The 24,994-nt window shown below is 40.9% G+C and carries 19 protein-coding genes and 1 pseudogene; all 20 read right to left on the reverse strand.

Annotation, left to right across the window (positions count from 1 at the left end; all coding sequences use genetic code 11):
• Positions 1 to 711: 711 nt before the first annotated feature.
• Complete coding sequence (locus tag AC2CZC_RS17620) at positions 712 to 1,275, reverse strand: hypothetical protein (protein WP_484582808.1); 564 nt, start codon at positions 1,273 to 1,275, stop codon at positions 712 to 714.
• A gap of 108 nt (positions 1,276 to 1,383) precedes the next feature.
• Positions 1,384 to 1,716: a hypothetical protein gene (locus AC2CZC_RS17625; RefSeq protein ID WP_484582809.1), complete on the reverse strand. Its 333-nt coding sequence runs from the start codon at positions 1,714 to 1,716 to the stop codon at positions 1,384 to 1,386.
• Between the two features lie 122 nt (positions 1,717 to 1,838).
• Complete coding sequence (locus tag AC2CZC_RS17630) at positions 1,839 to 2,504, reverse strand: phytanoyl-CoA dioxygenase family protein (protein WP_247687016.1); 666 nt, start codon at positions 2,502 to 2,504, stop codon at positions 1,839 to 1,841.
• 299 nt (positions 2,505 to 2,803) lie between these two features.
• A complete protein-coding gene (locus tag AC2CZC_RS17635; RefSeq protein ID WP_211037349.1) occupies positions 2,804 to 3,385 on the reverse strand; it encodes a hypothetical protein in 582 nt (193 codons plus the stop codon).
• Between the two features lie 137 nt (positions 3,386 to 3,522).
• The gene (locus AC2CZC_RS17640; RefSeq protein WP_211037348.1) at positions 3,523 to 3,972 is read right to left on the reverse strand and encodes a hypothetical protein; all 450 of its coding nucleotides are present in this window, start codon (positions 3,970 to 3,972) and stop codon (positions 3,523 to 3,525) included.
• Positions 3,973 to 4,081: 109 nt separating this feature from the next.
• Positions 4,082 to 4,480, reverse strand: coding sequence for a hypothetical protein (locus AC2CZC_RS17645; protein WP_484582810.1), 399 nt, complete (start codon positions 4,478 to 4,480; stop codon positions 4,082 to 4,084).
• 117 nt (positions 4,481 to 4,597) lie between these two features.
• Positions 4,598 to 5,008: a hypothetical protein gene (locus tag AC2CZC_RS17650; RefSeq protein WP_063363533.1), complete on the reverse strand. Its 411-nt coding sequence runs from the start codon at positions 5,006 to 5,008 to the stop codon at positions 4,598 to 4,600.
• A 198-nt stretch (positions 5,009 to 5,206) separates the two neighbouring features.
• Positions 5,207 to 5,866 (reverse strand): alpha-amylase family glycosyl hydrolase, encoded by a 660-nt coding sequence (locus AC2CZC_RS17655; protein ID WP_432652501.1) that lies wholly within the window; start codon positions 5,864 to 5,866, stop codon positions 5,207 to 5,209.
• 75 nt (positions 5,867 to 5,941) lie between these two features.
• Positions 5,942 to 6,223, reverse strand: coding sequence for a hypothetical protein (locus tag AC2CZC_RS17660; RefSeq protein ID WP_432652500.1), 282 nt, complete (start codon positions 6,221 to 6,223; stop codon positions 5,942 to 5,944).
• 159 nt (positions 6,224 to 6,382) lie between these two features.
• The gene (locus tag AC2CZC_RS17665) at positions 6,383 to 6,754 is read right to left on the reverse strand and encodes a hypothetical protein (protein ID WP_155731857.1); all 372 of its coding nucleotides are present in this window, start codon (positions 6,752 to 6,754) and stop codon (positions 6,383 to 6,385) included.
• A gap of 160 nt (positions 6,755 to 6,914) precedes the next feature.
• On the reverse strand, positions 6,915 to 7,238 hold the full coding sequence (locus AC2CZC_RS17670) for a hypothetical protein (protein ID WP_063363530.1): 324 nt from the start codon (positions 7,236 to 7,238) through the stop codon (positions 6,915 to 6,917).
• A 108-nt stretch (positions 7,239 to 7,346) separates the two neighbouring features.
• Positions 7,347 to 7,967, reverse strand: coding sequence for a tetratricopeptide repeat protein (locus tag AC2CZC_RS17675; protein ID WP_063363529.1), 621 nt, complete (start codon positions 7,965 to 7,967; stop codon positions 7,347 to 7,349).
• A 1,126-nt stretch (positions 7,968 to 9,093) separates the two neighbouring features.
• Positions 9,094 to 10,719: a methyl-accepting chemotaxis protein gene (locus AC2CZC_RS17680; RefSeq protein ID WP_484582811.1), complete on the reverse strand. Its 1,626-nt coding sequence runs from the start codon at positions 10,717 to 10,719 to the stop codon at positions 9,094 to 9,096.
• A gap of 658 nt (positions 10,720 to 11,377) precedes the next feature.
• Entirely contained in the window at positions 11,378 to 13,927 is a 2,550-nt protein-coding gene (locus AC2CZC_RS17685; protein ID WP_484582812.1) for a glycoside hydrolase family 3 protein, read from the reverse strand.
• Positions 13,924 to 15,180, reverse strand: a complete 1,257-nt coding sequence (locus AC2CZC_RS17690) for a sugar MFS transporter (RefSeq protein ID WP_484582813.1) — start codon at positions 15,178 to 15,180, stop codon at positions 13,924 to 13,926. The genes AC2CZC_RS17685 and AC2CZC_RS17690 overlap by 4 nt, the downstream gene beginning before the upstream one ends.
• Positions 15,181 to 15,273: 93 nt before the next feature.
• Positions 15,274 to 18,240 (reverse strand): TonB-dependent receptor, encoded by a 2,967-nt coding sequence (locus AC2CZC_RS17695; RefSeq protein WP_484582814.1) that lies wholly within the window; start codon positions 18,238 to 18,240, stop codon positions 15,274 to 15,276.
• Between the two features lie 578 nt (positions 18,241 to 18,818).
• A pseudogene (locus AC2CZC_RS17700) lies at positions 18,819 to 21,476 on the reverse strand (family 16 glycosylhydrolase); the annotation flags it as partial.
• 279 nt (positions 21,477 to 21,755) lie between these two features.
• Positions 21,756 to 22,598: a LytR/AlgR family response regulator transcription factor gene (locus AC2CZC_RS17705; RefSeq protein ID WP_484582815.1), complete on the reverse strand. Its 843-nt coding sequence runs from the start codon at positions 22,596 to 22,598 to the stop codon at positions 21,756 to 21,758.
• A 15-nt stretch (positions 22,599 to 22,613) separates the two neighbouring features.
• Positions 22,614 to 23,720, reverse strand: coding sequence for a sensor histidine kinase (locus tag AC2CZC_RS17710; RefSeq protein ID WP_484582816.1), 1,107 nt, complete (start codon positions 23,718 to 23,720; stop codon positions 22,614 to 22,616).
• A gap of 254 nt (positions 23,721 to 23,974) precedes the next feature.
• A complete protein-coding gene (gene trhO / locus AC2CZC_RS17715) occupies positions 23,975 to 24,961 on the reverse strand; it encodes an oxygen-dependent tRNA uridine(34) hydroxylase TrhO (protein ID WP_039608899.1) in 987 nt (328 codons plus the stop codon).
• Positions 24,962 to 24,994: the final 33 nt, after the last annotated feature.

Raw genomic sequence — 24,994 nt, forward strand, 5'->3', positions numbered from 1 at the left:
AATAAAACAGAACTGAAACCGATAATTATTGGTGAATATTGGAACATAAAGAACACCAAACCTTAGAGTACATACAACACCTAAATAAAAGGCGAAAAATAGCAGGATAAACTAAGCCAAGAATCAGCGCAAGCCTGCTGTTTTGCGTCCAAAAGCAAAAATGGATCAAAACAAAAATGGACTGACATATTTTAAAAAGCTAAGAAAATTGCGAGATAACATTCCAAAACAATGGGCTCTTCACCATATAAAATTTGTACCTATTCTATTTTGGTTTCTTGACTAAGCAATATTCACTCAGAACCCTTGATGCATATCTTAAGTGGATTTATTCCTATATTCACTATCATGGTAGAAACAAAAATCCATACTGAAAAATAGTACATAAAATTAGTGGAAAATGAATCAGGTACTTATTGTTTTCAAGAGTAAAGCCTGCGAATTTATAGTTAAACCTTTGGGCATTTAAAGAATAATACAAAGAAAAAACGGCGAACACATAATAAAAAAGAGAGGCGACAATAGCTAACGAAGTTAACCAAATCCCTTTTAAAAGAATAATTTCAAACCCTAAGTTAAATACGAAAGGGAATGAGCTAACAATAAATGCTACAGCTACTGTAATTGAGATACTTTTTTCGTTCAAAATATCCTCCCTAAGACATAACGCCAAGCGAAACGACAGCGTCAGCTGTCAGGTTGCTCGCCTTGTTATACTTTTAACCCCAATAACTTTCTCGATATTTCAACATACTCTGGATTCCCTTTACCATTTAACGCCTCGATTAAGCCCTCACGACCTGATTCAATTAACGGGCTTTTTTCTGAAATAAGAATTTTAAGTGTATTTGATTTAAACCAAGGTATTGCCACTTCCTGGAAAGCCTGAAACATGGCGTCAGCACATAATTGAATTGATTCTTCAGTATTTTCATACTTGAAGCTCGATTCGTAAGGGTGTAAATCAATATCTGGCATACCATTTAATGCAACATGTTCACGAGAGTCGTTAAGTGCCCTAATCAGAACATGCATTCTAAATGTTGGCCCAAACGTATATTTGTGGAAGTGAATCACATGCGCAACATGTCCTACCTCCTTTGAAAACCAATTACTACGTCTAGTAAAATCATGCTCTCTAACCAATTTGTTAAATCTTCGCAACACTTTTTGACCATTAGCCTGTTCAATTTTCTTTGCTTCTTTCTCAGCAAGGTATTGTTCTTTCTGTTCTGCTGTTAGATGGTCAATTAATTTAAATCCTTTAGGAATCACTGTCCTCTCCTTGCAATGCATAACGCGTACGTATGGCGATTTTAGGCGCGTTTTGGCCGGAACGGACTGCGACTAATATTGACTATGACGTATTTGTTATGTATTGATTTAACCTTTATTTACAGTGTAGCCTACTGTTTTATTTGCTGAAACACTGAATTTTACGCGAGATACTTTTTCATTTGCGATATTCCCACTTGCAGATAAATCTGCATCAGCAACAAATAATTTAAACTTTCCTTTACCTTCACCTTTAGCTTCAAGCTTTGTTGTAACGGCAACATCAAAGTTAATTAAGCTATTTTTGAGGTCGTCTTTTGAATCCTTTAAAACATATTTAGCATAAAGGCAATGGTCATTCACATTAAGCTTTTTATTTGCAGCTTCGATGCCTTGTGATATTTCGACTAATGTTTCTTCGATAAACTCTTGAAGATTCACACATACTCCTTAAAACAAATAACGCCTTTATAAAATGAGAAAAATAGCAGGATAAAGTTAGCGACGAAGGAGCGCAAGCCATACTTTTTACGTCCTCTGTTTAATTAACTTGTTATATTGCCCTACGCCCAATCTAAATTGCAAGGCAATTGATAACTACTGAATTCTATATGAACTACACGCCTATTACTGGGATTACTGGATTTACTTGATGAATGCAAAAGGTGTGGGCGTATGATCAATGCATCGCCGGCTTTAACCACGCACGAAAATGCGGGTTGGTTTTGAGTGATTGAATCAATTTCATTCTGAGTCAAAATACCTAATTGATGACTATTAGGTATAACTTTTAAACAACCATTGTCCTCATCACAATCATCCAAATGAATCCTAAACGCAACCATTTTATTTAAAACATCTATAGATGGTTGAACGTGGTGTTTACCATCTTTGATACTCCAAGCTTTCCAGTCTTCAACATCAGCTTTTGTATTTACACAAATAGTTTTATCTTGATGCCAAGTAACCAACCAATTATACTCTGGCGTTTTATCAAAGAAAATTACTCTTACCAAATTAGCCTTATCCATTAAAATAGATTCAGCCATTTTTGTTAGTTTTTCAGATGAACATAATTGTTGAATAGTTTGGAATTTATCATTAGCCCCACGGATACCGTACTTTGGGTAGGTTTTGGGAAATTCATTTACTTCCGCCTTTATAGATTGCATTTCACATTGAGATAGAAAGCTCTCTAATATCTCAAAGCCGTTTTCGCTAATATTCAAGTTTCACAGCTCCCTTAAGGCAATTTAACGCCGTAAATAAACGGCTAATAATAGTTGGCTATAATTGATGAGGTACGAACCAAGTCAAGCTTTTTGGTTCCGCTCAAAATGCGCTTGTTATGTACCAAATAAAACCAATTTAAAAAGCTTTTAAAAAACAAAAACAAAAATGGACAGACACATTTTAAAAAGCTAAGAAAATTGCGAGATATCATTCCAAAACAATGGGTTCTTCACTATAGAAAATTTGTGCCTGTCATATTTATTGATCATTATTAGTCCAAACGTCTATGCGCTTGTTAGCCGCCACCTGCCGCCATAATTGTTGCTCCCAAAAATACAGCAGGCACTACAACTACAGAATCTATGACGATTGTCGCAGGGGTAGCAACTATCTTCCCTGCCGTTTGAGAAAAGGTTGATGGTTGTGCAATTGATATGCGCTGACTTTTTTCAAGCTTTTCTAATGGTAAATCACCCTCTACTGTGAATCGCTTTCCTTCTACTTTTTTCGTAAGCTTGAGCCTTTTTAATAGTTTATCTTTTTTGAAACCGAGGGACAAAAGGTGAGTTTCTAATTCTAAGCTAGGCTCATCGCTTATTAGTGTTAGCGATACGTTACCAACTATCGTATTGTCTTTCTTTAATTCAAAGTCGTTAAATGATGGGTAAAATTCAATTTTTCTGGATAAAGTAAGTGCTTCTCCAAAACTTTTATTGATTTCGAAAAGGTACGCAGAATCTGAGGCTGTAACAAACAACTCTCCAGTATCACTTTTCACGTAGAAACCGTCTATAATTTCCTGCTTGTATTCAGGTGCCCAAAGAGCAGTTGTACACCCCGAAATGATTAAGGCGGCGATTAAAAAGAGTACTTTCATAAAACTTCCTGTTTAAGAGTTGCTTGTTTGAATACCGCGGCGGCTAACGCCTCGTATAACGGGCTAATAATGCTTGGCTATAATTGGCGAAGCACGAACTAAGCCAAGCTTTATTAGTCCATGCGTTAATGCGTTTGTTAGAGTTTAAGTGGGTACACGGTAAATGAATTATCCCCTAGTTCATTAACAACCCTATAATAACGCAAAATATCACAGACTTTAATCTCCCATACATAATCAAAAGAACCTGCTTTGATATGAGTTCCGTTTTCATCAATATCCCGATTAATATCAAACTTTCTAGTGTTCAATAGCTGTACATGTTCGCAATCTTGAGAATAAAGTAACTCGCTCAAAGATATATAATCCAAAGTCCATCTAACATCTTTTTTATCCATTAATGCGCTAGTAACTATTTGGACGCCTTGTGCATCTATACGGGAACGTATTTTCTTTAAGAGATCATCACTAACTTCAATGTTATCCCCATTTATGAAAAAAACATGACTTTCTCTACTTACTTCAGATGTAGATTTACAACCGAAGAGAAACACTCCTAATAATATAATGGTAATCAACCTCAACACTAAACTCCTTTTGAACTCTAACGCCTTACTCATGGGCGCATAAATGCTTGGCTAAAATTAGCGACGAAGGAGTACAAGCCAAGCGTTTTGCGTCCATTTAAGTAACTTGTTAGGTACTACTTGACCATAGCTCGTATCTGCGACTTTGATGTTGACGCCCAACAGTGCATATGTAGTCTATAAATATTAGTAATTTATTGTCCGTAACATTACGAATATAACCGAAGCTTTTTGGATTAGAACCCTTAATAACTTCAGAAGTACTTAAAGCAATGTCTAGATTCTCTTTATTTAGTATTGCTGTACCAACTTTCAAAGGCTCACAACCATTTAACTCTTTAGGGCCTTCAACGCTCAGATTAGTAGCCTCTTTATCACTAGACAACTCGATAATAAATCCAAGCTCACTTGCCAGAGTTTGATCTAGCTTAACAGACTCAATCGGTGCAGATGCTTGAGTAAAAAATGAAACTAGAAGACCTAAATTTAAAGCAATAGTTCGAAGCATAATCTTATGGCACCTAACGCCCCAAGCAGGGGCAACTTTTAAACTGGCTAAAATCGGAGCGAAGCGACTGGAGCCAGTTTAAAGTTGTCCCGTTGACTTGGTTTGTTAGGTTACTGATTATAAACACTTACTGCTACGTGTTCTGCGTACTTTTCGCCCTTCATTCGAAATAAAAACAAAATAATTATTCTCGATAGTGACTATCTTGTCTGTGACTATTATACCCACTGGAAGAGGATTTTGGCCGCTACTTTCTGTTACCTTGAGCGTAAGTTGCCCGTCTTTAATATACCAACTGCCCAAAGTAATGGAGTCTATTGAATTACATTTACCAGAAGTGTATTGAATATGTTCTATAACTCCATCATTTCTATAGGTGCTAACATGACCTTCTTGCCCATAATACATATCAGTTTTTGAAATTGTCCATGAGCCAACTAAGCGTTTTGAAAGTTCAATATCTGCAATTGGTTGAGCAATAACATCTATCGATATAGACAACAAAAACGCGACTACTATATATTTCAATTTAATCACCACTTTTAAAGTAACTTAACATTTTTATCTACGACAAATGTCGCATAACAACAGCTTTTCAGATACGCACTTTAATACCCTCAACCATAACAATAAGTTAAGCAGATGTCACCAAGTTGAAAACAGTTAAAGTATGTCACTTGTCGTATAACAGTGATATTTGAAAAAGAGCTAGTTGATTAGACACTTTTACAAGATAGAGAAATTATATAAATATCTTTTTGCCCAGTGAATTTGTGCCTGTCCCATTTGATTCACTCTTAACACCGTTTTCGAGCCTACAAAGTTACCATAGTGATTACCATAATTTTGCACTCTAACTAACCAAGTTGCTTCTTCAATTTTCAGTGATACTAGAATATCGGGCACACTCTTTGGTATGTACCCTTTCTTTTTCGGATGAACATGACACCCCGTCCAATCAACTAGCTCGAGGTAATCCAATAAAGAGAAAGGTAATGTGTTTTCATACACTCTTGTACCAAACGATTTTAATGTTTTTGGCTGTTTGATTTGATGTGCATTTTCATTATTTTGATTAGGTTTTTGTGCACTTGCTTTAGAGTTTTTAAAGTGACTTATGCGCTCTTGAATCGAGGTGAAATCACTATCCTCTAAATTATTTGTCATGTTGGCTCGGATTGGGTTTAAATCTACATAAGCCATACAACTGAGCAATGCCGTTTCATCTAGCAAAGCTTGAGACTTGTACCGCCCTTCCCAGTATTTACCGGTACAGTTATCTTCTTTGTTTGCTTCTTTTGCTATGTATTCATTGAGGTTTTTCATAAACCAGCTGATGTCGTATAACCGAGATCGCCACTTTTCAATCAGTTCCGAAACAAGCAATTGCTCTGCTTCACTGAGAATATTGCCGTGAAGGTCTCTATCAATGATTGGACTACCCTTATACAGCTTATACCATCAAGATATTACCTCGTTATTTGACCAACTAAGTGCTTGCTGTCTATTCACTTTAACCACTAAATGATAGTGATTACTCATAATGGCATAAGCCGCTATTTCAATCGCAAATACACTGCTCAGCAGCTTTACTCTCTCGACTAACCATGTTCGTCTGTGGTCAAAGTTTTTACCTGTATATTTATCCTCCCCACACAAAAAAGCACGGCGTACACACCGTGCTATTAAGTGATAATAAGACGTCGACGACAAATCTATCAGTGCTTTCCTTGCTCTTGTCATTCCTATTCAACTCAATCAATAACTGGATATTTAAACAGTAGTAAAAAAGCGCGATTTGCGCAAAAAATTTGTGCCTGTCCTATTTTGGTTTTCGTTCAACACCCAGATAAGGTGCCGGCTTCGCGACACCTATCCTTATTTGTTATGTTTTCTTACCGTTCAGAAGCTGTCTGATTTAATAGTTAAGACATCACCTTCAGTATATAAAAGAGGACCTGCATAATAGCTTCCTTTTTTAAATAAATAGAAAGCTGATAATTCACCTAGTTTTCCTTTAATGGTAAAACCAACAGCGTTTTCGCTGGTACAAACAATAGAAATCTCATTAACACCACCAAATTGTGACTTTATATTTAGGGAATTACTCAAGCTTTCTTTTAGTTTTTTAATAGTTATTAATTGAGATTCATCAAGGCTAAAGCCATAAACTGATAGTAATTCATTATCGTTAGTGCCAACGTCAACCTTTTCTACGTGAGGTACTTGTTTAAAATATTCCTGACATAAAGGTAATGCAAAAGTTTTTGCCATTAGCACTACTTCTATGAACATCAGAGAAATCAGAAGTCTCATACTCAGTTTCCAAAAAACATAGCACCCTGTTAATAGGCGGATTATGCTTGGCTAAAATTAGCGAAGAATGAGCGTCAGCCAAGCAGTAAGGCGTCTATTTTAAACAGCTTGTTATGTTTTAATACGTTTGCACCCTTAATATATTAAAATACACTTTCTTCTTTGAGCAATCCGCACCTGTTGTTTGATGCAAAGTAATTGTATATTTGTTTGCCAAAGCTGTATTCAATAGCATTAGATTATTGTGAAACTCGTTCTCACTTACACTACCTAGATAGAAGCGATTACCTTGACAGTCATCTTGGTGAGGTTGATGGGAAATTTGAACCATGACCTCACGCCCCTCAACTAAAGTAAGCTCCTCAATTTTTCCTTTTGCAACAAATGAGTTAGCAACTGAATTAAAACTGCAAATCAAAGCTAATATTAATAAAATTTTCAATGAAGCTTCCTAAAACATAATGCTTGCTAAGCTAATAGACAAAATTGAATAAGCTAAAATTGAGCGAAGCGACGAGCTTATTTAATTTTGTCCTAGTTTAGCGCTTTGTTATGCGTAAATTTTACGCAACTCTTTAACTATGCCCTTAAACTCTTTACCGACTAAACCTAAGTTTTGATGAAAAGTAAATCCAGACTTTTTTATTTGAGCCAAATCAAGGGCTATTTGGGCATGCTTAGATGCTGACTCATCATTACCATTATTTGAGTTTATAATAGCTAAAGCTGCGTGCCAACGAAAAAAATCTATTGGAAACATTAGTCTGCTTTGGTTGGCATTTAAGACCGTTTCAGCTTTTGAATAAAAGTGCTCGAGTTTATTTTTGACAATTGTTAGCGGAAGTAGGATATATGCTTCCGTTTTTAAATTAGGAAATTCATGCTCTCTATTTAACGCTTTTTCGTAAGAATTTAACGCATCCTCTACCATATTTTTGGATATAAATGCGGATGCCATATCACAATAAGCTTGGGCATGATCAAAATCGTCTTTTAACTCAAAATATTTGTCTAAAAGAGCGATCGATACATCTGGATACTTTGTAGATAAAATAGATGCTTGGATTCTTAAATATTGCTCTTTTCTACGAGCACGCTTAAGCTTGAGATAAAACGCTTCTTCTATTTCATCATTCCATTCTATATTTCGATACCAATCTTCGTTGCCCAACGAAACTTTCCTTTACGTATAACAATTTAATATCGACCGAATAGGTCGTTTTTCTCTTTGCACCAGTTTTATCACAATAACTTACTTGTTGCTACAGCAATATTTTTCAATGATTATAGACATTATGGAAAGGATACAAACGACCCAATGGGTTGTTTTCTTGACTATGGGAGAAACGCATCAACACTGTATATAAACACAGCAGTTTTTTAGAGCTAACTTAATGAGAATTCGTTCAACATTTTTAAATCGCATCGTCGAGTTTATGTTGACTAAGCAATATTCACTCAGAATCGTTGATACATACCTTAAGTGGATTTCTTCCTATATTCATTTCATGGTAAGCGCCAATCTAAGTTGCCAATTGTTGCACCCCCTGAGGAGGCTAAATGTCTCATATCGTTTTTAAGTAAACGATATTATTTAATTTCAGGATTAATGTGCGAAAGGCTAATGACACAGCGCGAAGCGCTGGCATTCTTTTCGTGTAAGGTGAAGATAGCCATTTTAATCAAAGATAATCAACACACTCTTTAAACGCACCAAACTAGTTGCAATGGGTTAAGCATGGATCCTGAAACGAGTTCAGGATGACGGATTCGGGGGTAGCTGCATAACTGCTGATAAATCAACATCATAACACCTTTATTAATCCAAAGCACATCCTCTCTACGTCATTCCGGACTTGCTCCGGAAACCATAGATTAGTCACAAAGAAATGGTTCCTGAATCAGGTTCAGAATTAACGTGCAAAATCTAACGACTGCGAGCAAAGCGAGTACGTTCAACTTGTGCAAGGTGAATATCGTGCGAAAGGTTAATGGCAAAGTGCGAAGCGCTGACATTCTTTTCGCACAAGGTGAAATGAGCCATTTTAACCAAAGGTAATCCCCCCCTTTAAACGCACCAAACTAGTCGCAATGGAATAAGCATGGATCCTGAATCAAGTTCAGGGTGACGGATTCGGGGGCATGTGCATAACAGGCCATGAATCAACATCATGACCCCATCTATTAACCCATCACTTATTCTCTCTACGTCATTCCGGACTTGCTCCGGAAACCATAAACTATCCTCAGAAGCGGTGGCTCCAGATTCAAGTTCACTAAAACAAACACTCGATGCATTAAGCTTTAAAAGAATCGACCTTTTCTTTTAAGTTGCTGGTGTAATCACCCAATGCACTACTCACCTCAGCATTGAGCTGCGCGTTTTTAGCAATTTCAATGATGCTGTTGTTAAATTCATTAATGTTGGTGCTTATCTCAGCAATCACAGAGGTTTGCTCTTCAGTCGCAGTTGATACTTGCACATTCATATCGATGATCTCGTTCACTGCGCTATTGATTTCATTCATATACTTAGCTGATTCATTCGCTTTTTCAACGCTCGAAGTCGCACTCGTTTGCGCATTTTCCATCGCAGTAACGGCATTTTGCGCCATTGACTGTAGCTTTGTGATCATCTCTTTAATTGACTCCGTTGCTTTTTGCGTATTATGCGCCAGCTGTCTCACTTCATCGGCAACGACCGCAAAGCCTCTGCCAGACTCACCTGCCCGAGCGGCTTCAATCGCAGCATTTAATGCCAATAAATTGGTTTGCTCAGCAACACCTTGGATCATCAAAACAACTTGGTTAATTTCATTACTTTGCGTATTTAAAGCTTGAATTTGTTCGGTATTATCTGCAACTAAGCCAGCTAACTTCTCAATCGACTGGATATTTTGACTGATAGTACTCGTACCCTGCTGCGCGAGCGTACCCGATGTTTCAGCTTTTTGTGCTGTTAGCTGCGCATTGTTAGCCACTTCTTGAATAGCTGCGCTCATTTGCGTCACAGCCGTCGCAATCATGGCTGTTTGTTGCTCTTGATCTTGAGACGTATTTGCCATCGATGAGCTGATAGATGTCAAGTTGTTAGATGTCGAGGTCAATTCACCTATCATTTCAATCAGACTTTGAACAAGGTTATGTAAACAATCGACCATCATATTAAAGTCGTTGCCTATTTCGCTAAGCTCGTCTTCGCCAACCACTTTTACCCGCTGCGTTAAATCCGCATTTTGTGCAATGGTTTTAATGGTGCGTCGCAAGCCTTTCAATGGCTTATGGATAGAGCCGTAGATCAACCAACTGACACTCAACATGACAACAATGACGAGTACAGACGCGACTATCATTCCAACTCTTGCTGCATCCGCCTCTTCGTGACTTACTTCAATCAATTTGCTGGCTTCATCTAGCTGCAGCACCATCAGTTCATTGTAACCTTCGCTCAGTGGGTCAAACGTCTCGTAGAGATCTTTAACAAATTGGTTGTAAGGCACAGAGTCAAACTTATCTTGTGCTATTAAGCGCTGATACTCTTGAATAAGCTGATTAACTTCCCGCTCAGACTGCTTAATTTGCTGAACTATCGATTGCTCTTGACTGGTCAACTTACCCCCTAAGTAAATTTCCCACTCGGCTATGGCTATTGATTTGGCCTCTTCAATATTATCAAGCGCTTGTGATGGTGTTAATTGCTTGCCTCTTAACTTATGAAATGTATCAACAATCACCACCGCATAGTTATCTGACACCACTTTGATCTCTTTAAGTGGTAAGACTCGGCCAGAATACATCTTGTCCATGTTCGCAACGAGGTGGGAAATCGTCGTGAGCGTAAACACTGTCGCAATTACAAAAAGGATTGCAGGTAATCCAGACAATGACAATAAACGGCTTTGTACAGAGAAATTATTCAACATCAAATTTTCCTTAGGCTTTGCCTAATTACCTTGATATTTGAGTATTGACTAACTATGTGAAATTACAATGTAAAAACGGAACTGATCCACTAAAGTCTTGGATCAAATTGGCTGATCAAACCACTTTGTCACATAATCGAAAACGATCATTGTTTGACGAGCGAATTTAGCGACGCATTCAATATTATAAACTTGCGATGTAATAGACTTGGCAAAGCAATGCTAAAAAACTTAAAAACAGTACTTTATATGCAATGGGCTGCTGAGTCTTAAACGCTGAAATAAACGCGCAAATGAATGAAGATATGAGAGACAGGAAGCATACTATTGCCATCGCAAACACGATTTGTTGCGGCAGATAAAAATCACAGTCATATGAGCACCTATAGAACCGCTCTATCATTAAACTGGCCAATGTCGTTTGTAACGCCCCCCAAACGCTTAATAAGAGCAAAGCAATATGTGGCAAATGTTGGAAATTAAATGCTTGTTTATAATCCACTGATAAATCCTTATCGAAAAAACATCCGCATTATGAAGACATAGCCATGACTTAAGGCTTAATGACGAACAATAAAACACACACTCATCAAGCACAAATTATGACCGGTCTTAAAAATAAAAAGCCCGCTATTTGCGGGCCTTCGTCAAGCGTATCCTAGTCACATTCAACGATTAAAGCTTCTGATGTTGATGCCCTGAGTGCAATTTTACTCAACCCGACTTCAGCGTTTCCAACGAACGAGAGTTTAAATGGAGACATTGTTTGAGATAGCTCAGCGCCAAGGCTTGCAAAACAAGTCAAAGGCACGGCTAACTGCTGCCAACCATTTGTGAGCGCGCTCAATTTTTCAGCTGGTATTTTCACTTGTGAGCTGCATTTGATCTCTTCCTGACAATTCATCCCTACCAAAGCCTGTGTAATGGAGCCTGATTTTAAAGAGATATCAAATGTTAAGTACGCACTCGAGTTGACATACGCACTGAGATCTTCAGGGAAACCATGTTTGCTCAACAATTGAATACCCGCTATTTTTGCATCACTAAAAGACAATTGCAGACTGTCTTCCTGTACAAAACGGTCAATCGTTCTGTAGTCTACGCCATTGATCTGCTCACTATTAGAACGGATCGGCTTTCTCTTATTACCTTCAGTGAGATATAGCGCCCATGGCTTTTTAGGCTGACCATCGTATAACAACTCGACTTCATTGACGCTGGCACTAATATCAAAATACTCATCCAAATTGTCTTTCAAAGTATCCTTTGTTTTGTAATCCAATCCAAACCCGTATTCAAATAGTGGGGTTTGTCCGTCAAAACGATTAACGTGTTGCGTCGGTGAATTCGGCCACGAAAACGACAGTTTGCCGGTAAAATCATATTGAATACTGTCATTGTTATCTTTTAGTAGCACGTCAGCCACACCACCGCCTTCAGAGCCCGGTAGCCAAAGTGCTACAAAAGCATCGCTGGCGTTTAGCTCAGCATTCATCCACATCGGACGACCACTGATGAAAAGTGATACAACTGGGATACCTTGCGCTTTCAATGACTTTAATAACATCAAGTCCTTGTAAGTGCCGTATTGATATGCCAAATGCGGTCTATCCCCTTGACCTTCTGCATATGGCTCCTCTCCAAATACAACAATCGCGACATCAGGCTTATTACTCTTATCGAATGACCCATCAAGACTCAAAGTAATCTCACCACCCGCTTTCAAGACTTGTTGTTTGATACCTTCATAAATCGAGGTACCACCAGGAAAGTCTGCATTTGCGTTATTGGTTCCTTGCCAAGTAATAGTCCAACCACCTGACTGTTTACCTATGTTATTCGCGCCATCTCCAGCAATTAAGATGTTTTGTTTCGGAGACAAAGGTAAAATCCCAGCTTTGTTTTTAAGTAATACCAGAGACTTTCTTACTGCTTCTCTGGCAAGTGACCTATGTTGAACATTCCCCATTATTTTGCTGTCACCAGCATAAAGCCGCTGCGCAGGACTTGGCTTATTGAACAGTCCCGCACGTATTTTTACTCTTAAAATACGGCTCACCGCATCATTCACTCGACTAATTGGTATGATGCCGTCTTTCACTTGAGTGACCGTATTGTAAAACAATGGCTTCCAACTTTGCGTTGGCGCCATAAACATGTCTAATCCCGCATTGATTGCTTGTGGACAATTGTCATTGGTACACCCTTGAATTTGCCCATGGCCATTCCAATCTCCGACCACAAAGCCATCAAAGCCCATTCGGTCCTTTAATACCGTTGTCAGCAAGTATTTATTGCCATGTATCTTGTCGCCATGCCAGCTATTAAAGGACGCCATCACTGACTGCGACCCGGCTTTTAAGCCACCTACATAACCTTGTGCATGAACTTTAAATAGAGTCTCTTCACTTACAACGTTGTTCCCTTGATCATCTCCTTTAAGAGTCCCACCATCTCCAACAAAATGTTTAACTGTGCTTATCACATGCTGCTCTTTGAATACGGTATTTGAGCGCCCATCACCTTGAAGTCCTTTAACAATGGCATATGCATAGTTACCGACTATTTCTGGATCTTCTGAATATCCTTCGTATGTTCTCCCCCATCTGTCGTCTCTTACAGTGGCAACCGTGGGTGCGAAGATCCAATCAATGCCCGTAGCCAGCACTTCTTTTGCGGTAACTTGAGCGATTTTTTCTATCAATGCAGGATCGTTTGCAGCGCCTAAACCAATATTATGAGGAAATAAAGTCGCACCAATCACATTGTTATGACCGTGAACCGCATCGGTGCCCCACATAGTCGGGATAGAAGAGCCGTCCAAAGACGCGTCAATAGACGCTTGATACATAGACTCAGCCAATGCTACCCAATCATTCACTGATGCATGTTTGTCGCCATTTGGAAAGGCCCCGCCGCCATTTAAATAAGAGCCGAAGCCATATTTGCGCATATCTTCAATTGTAATATCACGTATTTCTGGTTGGATCATTTGCGCGACTTTCTGCTCAATGGTCATCTCAGCGAGAAGTGCTTTAACTTGAGATTCAACCTCTTCCGATTGTCCAATTTCAGACACAATATTTGGCCAAATAGTTGGGTCTTTATCTTTATCAGCTGCTGCTTCTGAGCGTTTTGACTGTTCGCAAGCACTGAGCAAACTCACCATACACACACAAAATAAAGAGGTTCGTTTTAAGTTGTTCATTGCGCAGTCTCCTTTGTCGGTTTTTTCTGGCATCCCCAAAGTCCAAAATAAGCAATGAAGATATAACAAGCTGCGGGTAAGAAAAATGAGCCCTGCAGCCCGATATTGTCAGCCAATAATCCTTGTAAAATAGGGATGATAGCGCCGCCGACGATCGCTAAGCACAATAAACCTGAGCCACGGCTTGCGTCTTTGCCTAGGCCCGAAATTGCTAAACTGAAAATCGTCGGAAACATAATAGAATTGAATAAACCAACCGCGAGCATCGCCCACATCGCAAGTGCGCCGGTTTGATTGACTGCAAATACAATCAGGCACATTGAAACAACAGCATTAAACGCCAGTACCTTTCCACCCGCGATTTTTTGCATCACCGCAGCCCCAATAAAGCGCCCGATCATTGCTCCGCCCCAATAATATGCAATGAGCTTGGCAGCTTCTGCTTCATTCAAGCCTGCAATGCTAGGTTGATGTAAAAAGCTTACTAAAAAACTGCCAATAGAGACTTCTGCACCCACATATAAAAAGATGCCAATAGCGCCTAAAATCAAGTGCGGATGATCAGTCAGTGGTCTGGTACTTTTTGGGCGTTCATCCTGAGATTCGGTCAATTTTGGTAACTTAAGTGCAGCAAAGACAATCGCCAATCCTCCCAATACAGCTGCAAGTAATAAGTATGGTGCCTGTACCGCTTCAGCGCCGTTCGACACCGAACCTTGCCCTGATGAAAACAGCAAATATGCACCAAAAAATGGTGCAATAGTGGTACCCAGTGAGTTGAAAGCCTGTGTCAACGTTAACCTTGAAGGTGCGGTTTCAGGTTTACCCAGTGCGCTCACATAAGGGTTCGCAGACACTTGTAACACGGTGATCCCTGAGGCCAGTACAAACAATGCAAGTAAAAAGACCTCATATAACCCAACGACAGCTGCTGGCACAAACATCACACAGCCCAAAGCGGCTATGAATAAGCCAAGTACAATTCCTTTTTGAAAGCCAATTTTACTGACTAGGTTTCCTGCGGGGATCGAAACAATGACATACGCGCCAAAAAAACAAAATTGCACAAGCATCGCTTGCGTGTAGCTAAGTTGAAATGCCCCTTTAAGGTAGGGAATTAAAATATCATTCAGACAGGTAATAAACCCCCACATGAAAAATAAACTGGTGAGCGCACAGAGTGCAAATCCAATAGTTTTTGGGTAATCGGACGATTGCACTTGCGCAGCTTTTGAAGCAAACTCGGTTGCCATAATAAAAACTCCAACCAGCATTGAGCCAATGCAACAGCGTCTGTTGCATGCTCAATACTTAAAAATAACTAAGAGATAAAAAAGTGATTAGATTTACTGAAAGCTGTATCTCACACCCAAGGTATACCTCGGGCCGTACTGCCTTGCGAATAAAAACTGTCGTTCAAAGCGCCCAAAACCTTGTTCGGTTTCATCGTTGAGATTTATGCCCTCAAAAAAGACCGTCCAGCGTTCATCAAGGTCGTAATTTACGCTGGCATCTAACTGGGCATACGCTTTGGCAAACTGCGGCGGATTGTCAGCAGAACCTTGATCTTGACCAACGCCTATCAAATACTCATCACGCCACGCATAAGTCAACTTGATAGACAGCCCATCCTTCTCGTAAAAGACTTGTGCATTTGCTGAATCACTTAACCCCGTTAGCGGTGTTTGCTGATCTAAACTGTTTACATCAAATTCCACGTCTCCATCGACAAACGTGGCATTGAGCCCAATGCCAAAGCCGCTTTCACCAAACACATGTTGAAATGCCACTTCAAATCCATCGACCTTTTTAGTATCTGTGGCATTAAATGGCTGGGTTATTTGCCAAACTAATGATGGGTCATCGTCAGCAGGCTCTATGTAACCTTGCGAATTAAGCGTCGCGCCATTAGCCTGCATTTGCAGAAAAATAGCATCACTGGTTGCTTGCTCACCGCGCGCTTCAATATCGGCAACCGCTTGATTCCATCTCGGACCTTGATAGATATCTTTAAATCCATCAATAGTTGTTTCATTAACCTGACTTCCGATGAAGTTTTTGACTGACTTTTTAAAGTAACCAATTGCTGCGTAACTACTTTCATCGTAATAATATTCAAGGCTTAAATCTAAGTTTGTAGACTCAAATGGCTCTAAATTTGTATTACCTTCATTGCCGTTACGTGAACCTATTTTAGGACTACCCGAGAGCACGCGTCCCCCTGCCAAATCACCCAGTGGTGCACGTGTAATGGTTTTACCCCAAGAGACTCGGCCAACCAGCTCATCGGTAATATCCACTTTCACATCAAGCATTGGCAGCAGCACATCATGCTGCCCTTCAGAAGTATAAGTATTATCCTCTGGAAGATATTGTGTGTGCCATTCACTGCCACCTAGCCACCAAACCGAAATCGGAATTTGTTGTTCATCAACACTGGTTACATCTGTTTCTTCGTATCGAACCCCGATATTCAGAGAAACTGGCAATGAGGCGACTTCAAACTCCCAAGCACTTTGAACATAAAAGCTCATTGTCTCTTCTTGAACAGAGCTACGAGAAAAGGTGCCCAAATCATGGTATGCCGTCGTGGCAAAATAATCGTCACCACCGAGCACGTCATTGGTAAGAAATGCTTCAGAGCGCGCGACGATCTCATCAAAGTCAAAAGTGTAATAGTAATTCGGACTCAAATTTGCGCCACCACTGGAAAATGCATCTAAAAATCCATTGGTATCGTTTCTGATAAACATGCTGTCAGGGAACATTTGTGGCCAGGCAGGATTAAATAAAAAACCGCCAATTAGACCGCTCCATGCGTTAGAGCCGCCCATCGTTTGGTCCGTCATAGCAGCACCAAATTTGACATCAATGAGCGGAATGTCAAAGCTGTCATTTTCCCATGTTGCATCTATTTGTAGTTGCTGAACCTCTGCCTTTCCAGGCGAGTGAACGAACTGACTAAAGTGTGAGTCAATTTCACTTTCAAGCAGCGTGGTAGAGCCATTCAGCCAATGTATTTGCGCATGTGGAATATCACCGGTGCGATAATCATAGTTTTTAGTGCGTAACTGATCTGACCCCAACACCAAAGACCCTTCACTGCCGATGCCTTTATCAATGCCATTGTCGGTTTCACTTGAAGAGTCGTGATAATCCACGGCAACATGCCACACGTCATTAATTTGCCAATCGATATTAATACCGGCAGACTTTTCAATGACTTCGGTTGTTGATCGCGACGCAGTAAAAGAGCCATCATTACCGCTGATATCTGCAAAAACCGCTGTGCCATTTTCATCTAACTCATAGGCATTGATATTGCCACCATATTCATTCCACATCCCCCAACCTATGCCATTTTTGCCTGTCACGGCTTTGGTGTGGGTGTAGTCTACTGAAAGCACTAAGTCGTCATTCGGCGCATACTGAAACACAACATGGCCATTGGTTCTGTCCCTTTCTAAATCTTCAATGCCATAGTTCATATCTCTAGGAAAAAAATAATCTCCTACTCGATTTCCTTCATTATCTAGTGGTCTAGGATCAATCACCTTGCTGTCATCGATATTACCGGGCAAATCGACATTGGCTTGCCAACCCTGAATATGCGCCTGTTGCTTTTGAAAGTCTCTTTCATGATGTGTGAGAGAGAACGACATACCCAATGTATCGTCAATAAAGGTGTTGGAATAAAGCGCTGATAATTCAGGCGTCACATCGTCATTTTCGACGTTTGACGAATCATGGATCGCTTTTGCCGAAAAGGTATAGCGCTCACCGGGACTTGCCAGCGGTTTTCTAGTCACAATGTTGACTGTGGCGCCTAGGCCACCACTTGGGTTTTCCGCTCGTGCTGTTTTGAATACCTCTAATGCCATTACACCATCAGCAGATAAATTCTCAAGGCTGTAAGATCTTGAGTTACCTGTACCAGGCATTTGTCGACCATTTAATGTAATTAAATTGAAATCCGGACCAAAGCCTCTGACTGTGATCTGGGAGCCTTCACCATTACTTCGGCTGACCGCAACACCAGTAATGCGCTGTAGAGATTCAGCCAAGTTTGTGTCTGGAAATTTACCCATTTCCTCTGCTGAAATTGCATCCACAACCCCTGATGCATTTCTTTTTAGATTCATAGCACGGGTCAAACTGCCCTTGATCCCACGGATCTCAATGACTTCTATTTCTGTATTTTGCGCATCTGTCGTTAAATTTGTTGCTGATTGTTCTTCACCATATACCTGCCCTGATAGAGCTAATGACACACACAAAGCCACGCGCGAAGATACAAATTGAACTTGTTTCATAACTAACCTACATAAATTCTCTGTTCTGGGGGTAAATTTACCCCCTTGTATTTGCCGCGTTACGGCACCGTGATTTCTGCGTTATCAACTCTGTAAACCGCACCTTCGCCAGTACCCCATGCAGGGAACACCATCACCACATTGATTTTTGATAAATCTAAGCCTGCGTCAGCCAACGACTGTAAAGAGTAGGTATAGGTTTGCCACTGCCCTGTAACTGGCGCTTGAGCTTCAATGCTCGCACTCAAATCGAGCTCAACAGCTGTTTGCGCATCGAGTGATTCAATTTTGAATTTCCAAGTACTACCGGCGTCATTAGGGGCGTTGACCACTTTCATATCAAAACGAACAACCCCTTCTGCTAGCAAAGCACTTGCATCAAAATGTGCACCAGCATTTGCCAAAAATCCCATCACCGTCGGCTCGGCGCCAATTGAGAATTCAGCTGTCATACCATGCTCTGCATCGTCTTGCTGCTCTGTAGGGATAGAGCCGCCACAACAATCCCAAATTGGCCAGCTACTGTTTTGTCCATCTTTAAAAAGCGTAAGAGACTGAGCTTGAGGCACTGAACTTGGATTGTAGATAAGCACGTTATCTAGCCTAAATACAGCCCCTTCACCAGTTCCCCAAGCGGGAAAGACCATCACAACATCAATCGCTGTCACATCTAACCCTGCTTCTAATAAACTTTGCAGGGAATAAGTATAGGTTTGCCATTGACCAACGGCTGGTGCTTTACCTTCTTGACTTGCTGCCAAGTCCAGCTCAATCGCGGTGGTCGCATCCATAGATTCAATCTTGAACTTCCAAACAGACTCTGCGTTGGCGGGCGCATTCACCACTTTCATCTCAAATTGAATGACCCCCGATTGCAAAAACTCACTGCTATCGAGATAAACACCATCGTCTGCAAATAAACCAACCACTGTCGGTTCGCCACCGATGGTATATTCAGCCGTCATGCCATGTTGTGCATCATCATTAACGATTTCAGGTGTCGACCCACCGCAACAGTCCCATAGTGACCACTGTGACAGCACATCATCTTGAAATAGCACATGCCCTTCGAATGTTGGCGCATCCATTGGTTGATAGAATTTCACATTATCGACGCGATAAAGTGCGCCTTCACCCGTGCCCCATTCTGGGAAAATCATCACCACGTCAATGGCACTCACATCCAGCCCTGCGCTGGCTAAATCAGAGATCTTAAATGTATAGGTTTGCCATTTCCCTGTAACCGGTGCTAAACCCTCAATGCTACTGTTCAGGTCGAGCTCTGCAGCGGTTTCAGCATTGTTGCTCTCTAATTTTAACTTCCAAACCGATTCGGCGTTCGCTGGCGCATTAACGACTTTCATTTCAAATTGAAACATGCCATTGTCAAACATCGGTGAGGCGTCAAACGGTGCTGGTGATCCCCCTGCTTCGGAGGTATTGTCAGTGCGTGATATAAAACCTAAGACAGTTGGTTCACTCCCCACAGAGAACTCAGCAACATTGCCGTGCTGGGCATCGTCTTCAACAATTTGTGGTGTTGTGCCTCCACAGCAGTCCCATAATGGCCAATCTGGATTAATCGACTCTTCAAAAACGACAAATGGTTGAGGCGCAGATACGCCATCGCCAGCAATGAGCATGTTGGTAACTTGATATACCGCGCCCTCGCCACTGCCCCACGTTGGGAATATCATCACAGCATCGATTGCATTCGGAGTAAGTCCGCTATCGACCAAAGCTTGCAAAGGAAATGTATACGTTTGCCACTGTCCAAGTGCCGGTGCTTGACCTTCAACACTGCTGGTCAAGGCAACTTCGGCTACCGTTGATGCGTCAACGCTTTCAACTTTTAAAAGCCAAGGGGTGTCTGCAGCACTTGGTAAACTCACTACCTTCATTTCAAAGCTCAGCGTACCACTACTTATAAGCGGGCTTGCATCAAAAGGCGTGGCTTCACCCTCGGGGTCAGTAATAAAATCCTCGCGAGAAATAAACCCATTCACGGTTGGGGTCTCTCCAACCACAAATTCAAACACAGCGCCTTTTTCAGTGTCATCGACTAAGGCTGGTGTCGACCCGCCACAGCAGTCCCAAGCAGGCCAATTAGGATTGGGTGTACCAGTAAAAATATCTAGATCCTGAGCGATGCCGGAAGAAGGCGGAATTGGTGTGGGTGCTTTGCCCTCCACTAATGCATCCTCTAAGCTATCAAAGCCACCACGTACTGTGTCACACCCTTTACCTGTCTCTGGGTTAATTTGGCATTGATACACACGTACATAATCGATCTCAAAATGCTGACCGTTGGCAAAAGCAGAGGCATCGACGCCTAATTCGTTCACGCTTTCAGGCCAGTCCCCCCCAACTGCAAGATTGAGTAGCATATGGAATGCTTGGTCATACGGCGCGTTGTCCCAATGGGTTTCTAACTCACCAGAATCTTGTCCGAAGTACTCTGTGAACCATCCGCGATAAATTAGCCCAACAGCATCACCATCTCCATTATAAAGCGCTTGTGAACGGCGCTGAGTTTGGTATAGGTAGCCATCCACATACCAACGAATTTCCCCTTCTTGCCACTCAATGGCATAAGTGTGAAAGTCATCCGCGGGGTTCATATCATCTGGTAATAAGTATTCTTTGCCACTTGATTCGTTGTCTGGCCAGTCTTTACCATAATGTAAAGTGCCATATACATGTCGCTCTAAGGTCCCATCTTCTCGTTTTGCTTTTAGATTTACCGACTCAACCACATCAATTTCACCGGACTTTGGCCATCCACCGTATGCCTCATCTGTGGGTAACAGCCAAAATGCTGGCCAACTTCCTTGGCCAGATGGTAATTTCGCCCGCACTTCAAAACGTCCATACTTGAAATCTGCTTTGTTTTTAGAACTTAACCTTGCTGACGTATAGGGTTTTTGCTTCCCCTCTGCCGCCGGTAAAGCGACAATATGGAGTACGCCATTATCGATATAAGAATTGTCATTACTGTCTGTATAGCATTGTTGCTCATTGTTACCGCCACCTGCACAATTAACTTCGTGCAGCCATTTGTTGGCATCAATGGTGTCTGTATCGAACTCATCACTCCATACGAGTTGCCAATCAGATACGGGAACTTCTGGTGAGATTTGGCTGGTATCAGTGTTCGTTTCAGCGCCCCCGCCACACCCTTGCAGTGTCGCACTCAGCAGGCAAACGCCAAACACTTGGTTTACTGTTGGTTTCATTTCATCACTTCCACATTTACCCACAGTACATATTGATATTTTCTTAATTAAAAACATCACACTGTGAACATTCGCACATTTATCGTTGTCATTTGGCCAAATGCATTTAGTTTAAATGCAAATTAAAAATGTAAATTTGGCAGTTAAAATATTGATAGAAAGATAATAATGTGACAATTGAAATGCGCTATCGCGGTGCAATTTTGCGTCAATGCTGGTGCAGCTGCACCGCGCACGACAAAACGAAACAATTGCACGATGAAATGTGAGGCATAATGACTACATAAATGTATTTCCCGCACGAGATTTCAGTAATGACTTCAATGTGTCACTATAATTCCGACTCACTTTAAGCCGGATATCTCCCCCTAAATCCAACATCGATTCATTATTCTTTAGTGTGGTAAAGCTTTTAACAAAATTCACATTAACCAAGGTGGATTTGTGAATGCGTGCAAACGTCGCATTGTCTAACTCTTCACAGAGCCGCTTGAGCGTGATCCGCACAACATAGTTTTCCTTATCAGTGTGAATACACATGTAATCCCCAGCAGCATCAACCCACATAATGTCATCAACGCATAAGAACACTTGCTCATTGTCATGATTCTTGATCAGTAATTCATGCCTTGGTTTTGTAGGAAAGGGCGCGCTTTCTTTATCTAACCACTCTTGTAACTGTGAAATACTTAACCCCGACGACTCACCTAGCGCTTTTAAAAGCTTGGCTTTTTCTTCACTCTTTTGAGACCGAGTTGATTCACTGAGAGAGTCACGGATCCTGTCTACTGTTTTTTTAAGCCTGCCAAGATTCACAGGCTTCATGAGGTAATCCAAAGCGTTCAGTTCAAAAGCTTCTATCGCATAGTCACTATACGCACTGACAAAGACAACCAGCGGCATCGTATCTGACTGTAAACCTTGCACCACTTCAAGGCCACTGAGTCCCGGCAGCCTTAAGTCTATAAACAATACATCTGGCTGGTGCTCATGACACAAGCGAATTGCATCATCGCCGTCAAACCCTTCTGCGACTATCTGAATATCAGATATGTTCTCAAGTCTAAGTCTTAGACCTTCTATTGCCAGAGGTTCATCATCCACCAGTACTGCAGTAATCATATTTGTTTCCAATTCTTATTTTGCTATCACAAAGGGGATAATCAATGTGACGCGTGTTTTTGTATGACCATTTTCAACGTCGAGTTCACATGGCGTACCAAAAAAGGTTTCTAGGCGCTCTTTGGTGTTACTTAACCCTATCCCAAAGCCTTTTTCATTGGGTTTGTTTGAGGCGCCCCCGTCGTTCTCGACCAAGATCTTTAAATGCTTTTCTTGTTTAGTAACCTGAATATCTATGAGGCTTTGCTGTTTTCTCGCTTCAACCCCGTATTTAATGGCGTTCTCTACAATCGGCTGTAAAACCAAAGGGGGGATTTTGGCCTGCTTTGCCGTGTCGTTGATATCAAAATTAACCTTTAGGCGTTCACCAAATCGTACTTTCTCAATACTCAAGTACAATTCGATTAGCTCAAGCTCTTTGCCTAGATGGCTTGCATCTGTTGTATCGTGTTGGAGTGACGCACGGAAGAAATCACAGAGTTTGTCTAACATCTCTTGTGCCATGTCATTCTCTTTTTTCATGATCAAAGTCGAAATGGCATTCATGGTGTTAAACATAAAGTGAGGATTTAGCTGATATCTTAACATTTGCAGCTGTGCATCTTTTGCCGCCGTTTGGGCTCTAAGCAACATTTCATGCTCTTTTTGCAAACGCGCGTTGTAGAGCATAATAAAAAATATTGCTGTCCACACAAACATGGTAGAGACCGAAAACAAAAACCAGCCACCAAACTCAAGCATATTAAGTTCTTGATACCATACTTGGTTGTAAACAATGGTTTTATATGAAGCCAGCTTAATGATATTAAATACCAAGCCTAAAATAGCGGCGCTGACAAAGCTTGCTATTAAAGTACGCTTGAGCGGCCAATGCACGATACGCCGGATGATCGACCACTGTAAAAACGACAAGATAAAGCCAAACCCCACCTCAACTGCCAAATTCAATAACTGGCCAATTAAGTTAAAGTTGCTGTCATCAAACTGTGGATGAATAATCGAGATAAATACAACGACGGTGTAACCAAGCCAGCCTAAGATCTGTAAAGACCAAAATTGATGACTTTGCTTGGAAAAAGCTTGAAGTGAAATGGTTAATTCTGATTGAGTTGGCGCATGCATTATTATTGTGCGATATAAACTTATCCTACTTGAGTATAAGCGCACATGTCAGGGGAACCCAAATCAGCAACAAATATTATTGAGCACGCTCAAATTTATTCTTTAATCAGAAAACTAAATTATAATCCATTGAATTTACGTATATTTATAAAATAAATAGAAGGAATAGGTGTTGAGACACTCAAAAAAAACGCCCTCGGCCATATGACCGAGGGCGTTAAAAATCGATATTGCTTTTTAAAAGCTAGAGCAAATTAAGCAGATTGCTTACGCTGCGCTTCTTTTTGCGCTTGCTTTTGCTCTTTACGTTGACGCAGTGCTTCTTGCGCTTCGTGACCAATATGACCTTCACCACGTTCTTTTGCCAGTTCCATTTGCTTTTGGCGCTCTGCAAAGCGAGCTTTTTGCTCTTCAGTCACATTGTCGAAGCAGTGGTGGCAAGAAACCCCTTCCATGTACTGCTCTAATTGCATTTCTTCCTCAGTGATAGGCATGCGACATGCGTGACATTGCTCGTAAGAGCCTTTGTTTAGGTCATGGTCAACTGCGACGCGGTTATCAAATACGAAACACTCACCTTCCCACATTGTCTCTTCTTTTGGCACGTCTTCTAAATACTTAAGAATACCGCCTTCTAGGTGATAAACCTCTTCAAAACCCTGCTCTTTCATGTAAGCAGTTGATTTTTCGCAGCGAATACCGCCAGTACAGAACATAGCTACTTTTTTATTCTTCTTAGGATCTAGATTTTTTTCAGCCCATTCAGGGAATTCGCGGAAAGTTTTAGTTTTTGGGTCAACCGCGTTTTTGAACGTGCCAATTTCAATTTCGTAATCGTTACGTGTATCAACAAGTACTACTTCTGGGTCTGAGATAAGGGCATTCCAATCTTCAGGCTTAACATAAGTACCTACCACTTTTTTCGGGTCGATACCGTGTACACCCATGGTCACGATCTCTTTTTTCAACTTAACTTTAGTACGGTAGAACGGACATGTTTCGTCGTAAGACTCTTTGTAAACGATGTTGTCTAAACCGGGTTGTTTGTCTAGCCATGCTAGTAATGCATCAATGCCTTCACGCTGCGCTGCAACGGTACCGTTAATACCTTCTTCTGCTAGAAGTAGCGTACCACGCACTTCATTTTCTTCCATTACTTGCAATAAAGGTTGGCGGATCTGCTCAAAGTTAGGCAATGAAACGAACTTATACATTGCACAAACAACATAAGGTTTAGTCATAATAATTCTCTTTTATAAGCTTTAAAACAACCT

Source organism: Pseudoalteromonas sp. MMG033, from assembly GCF_057197785.1.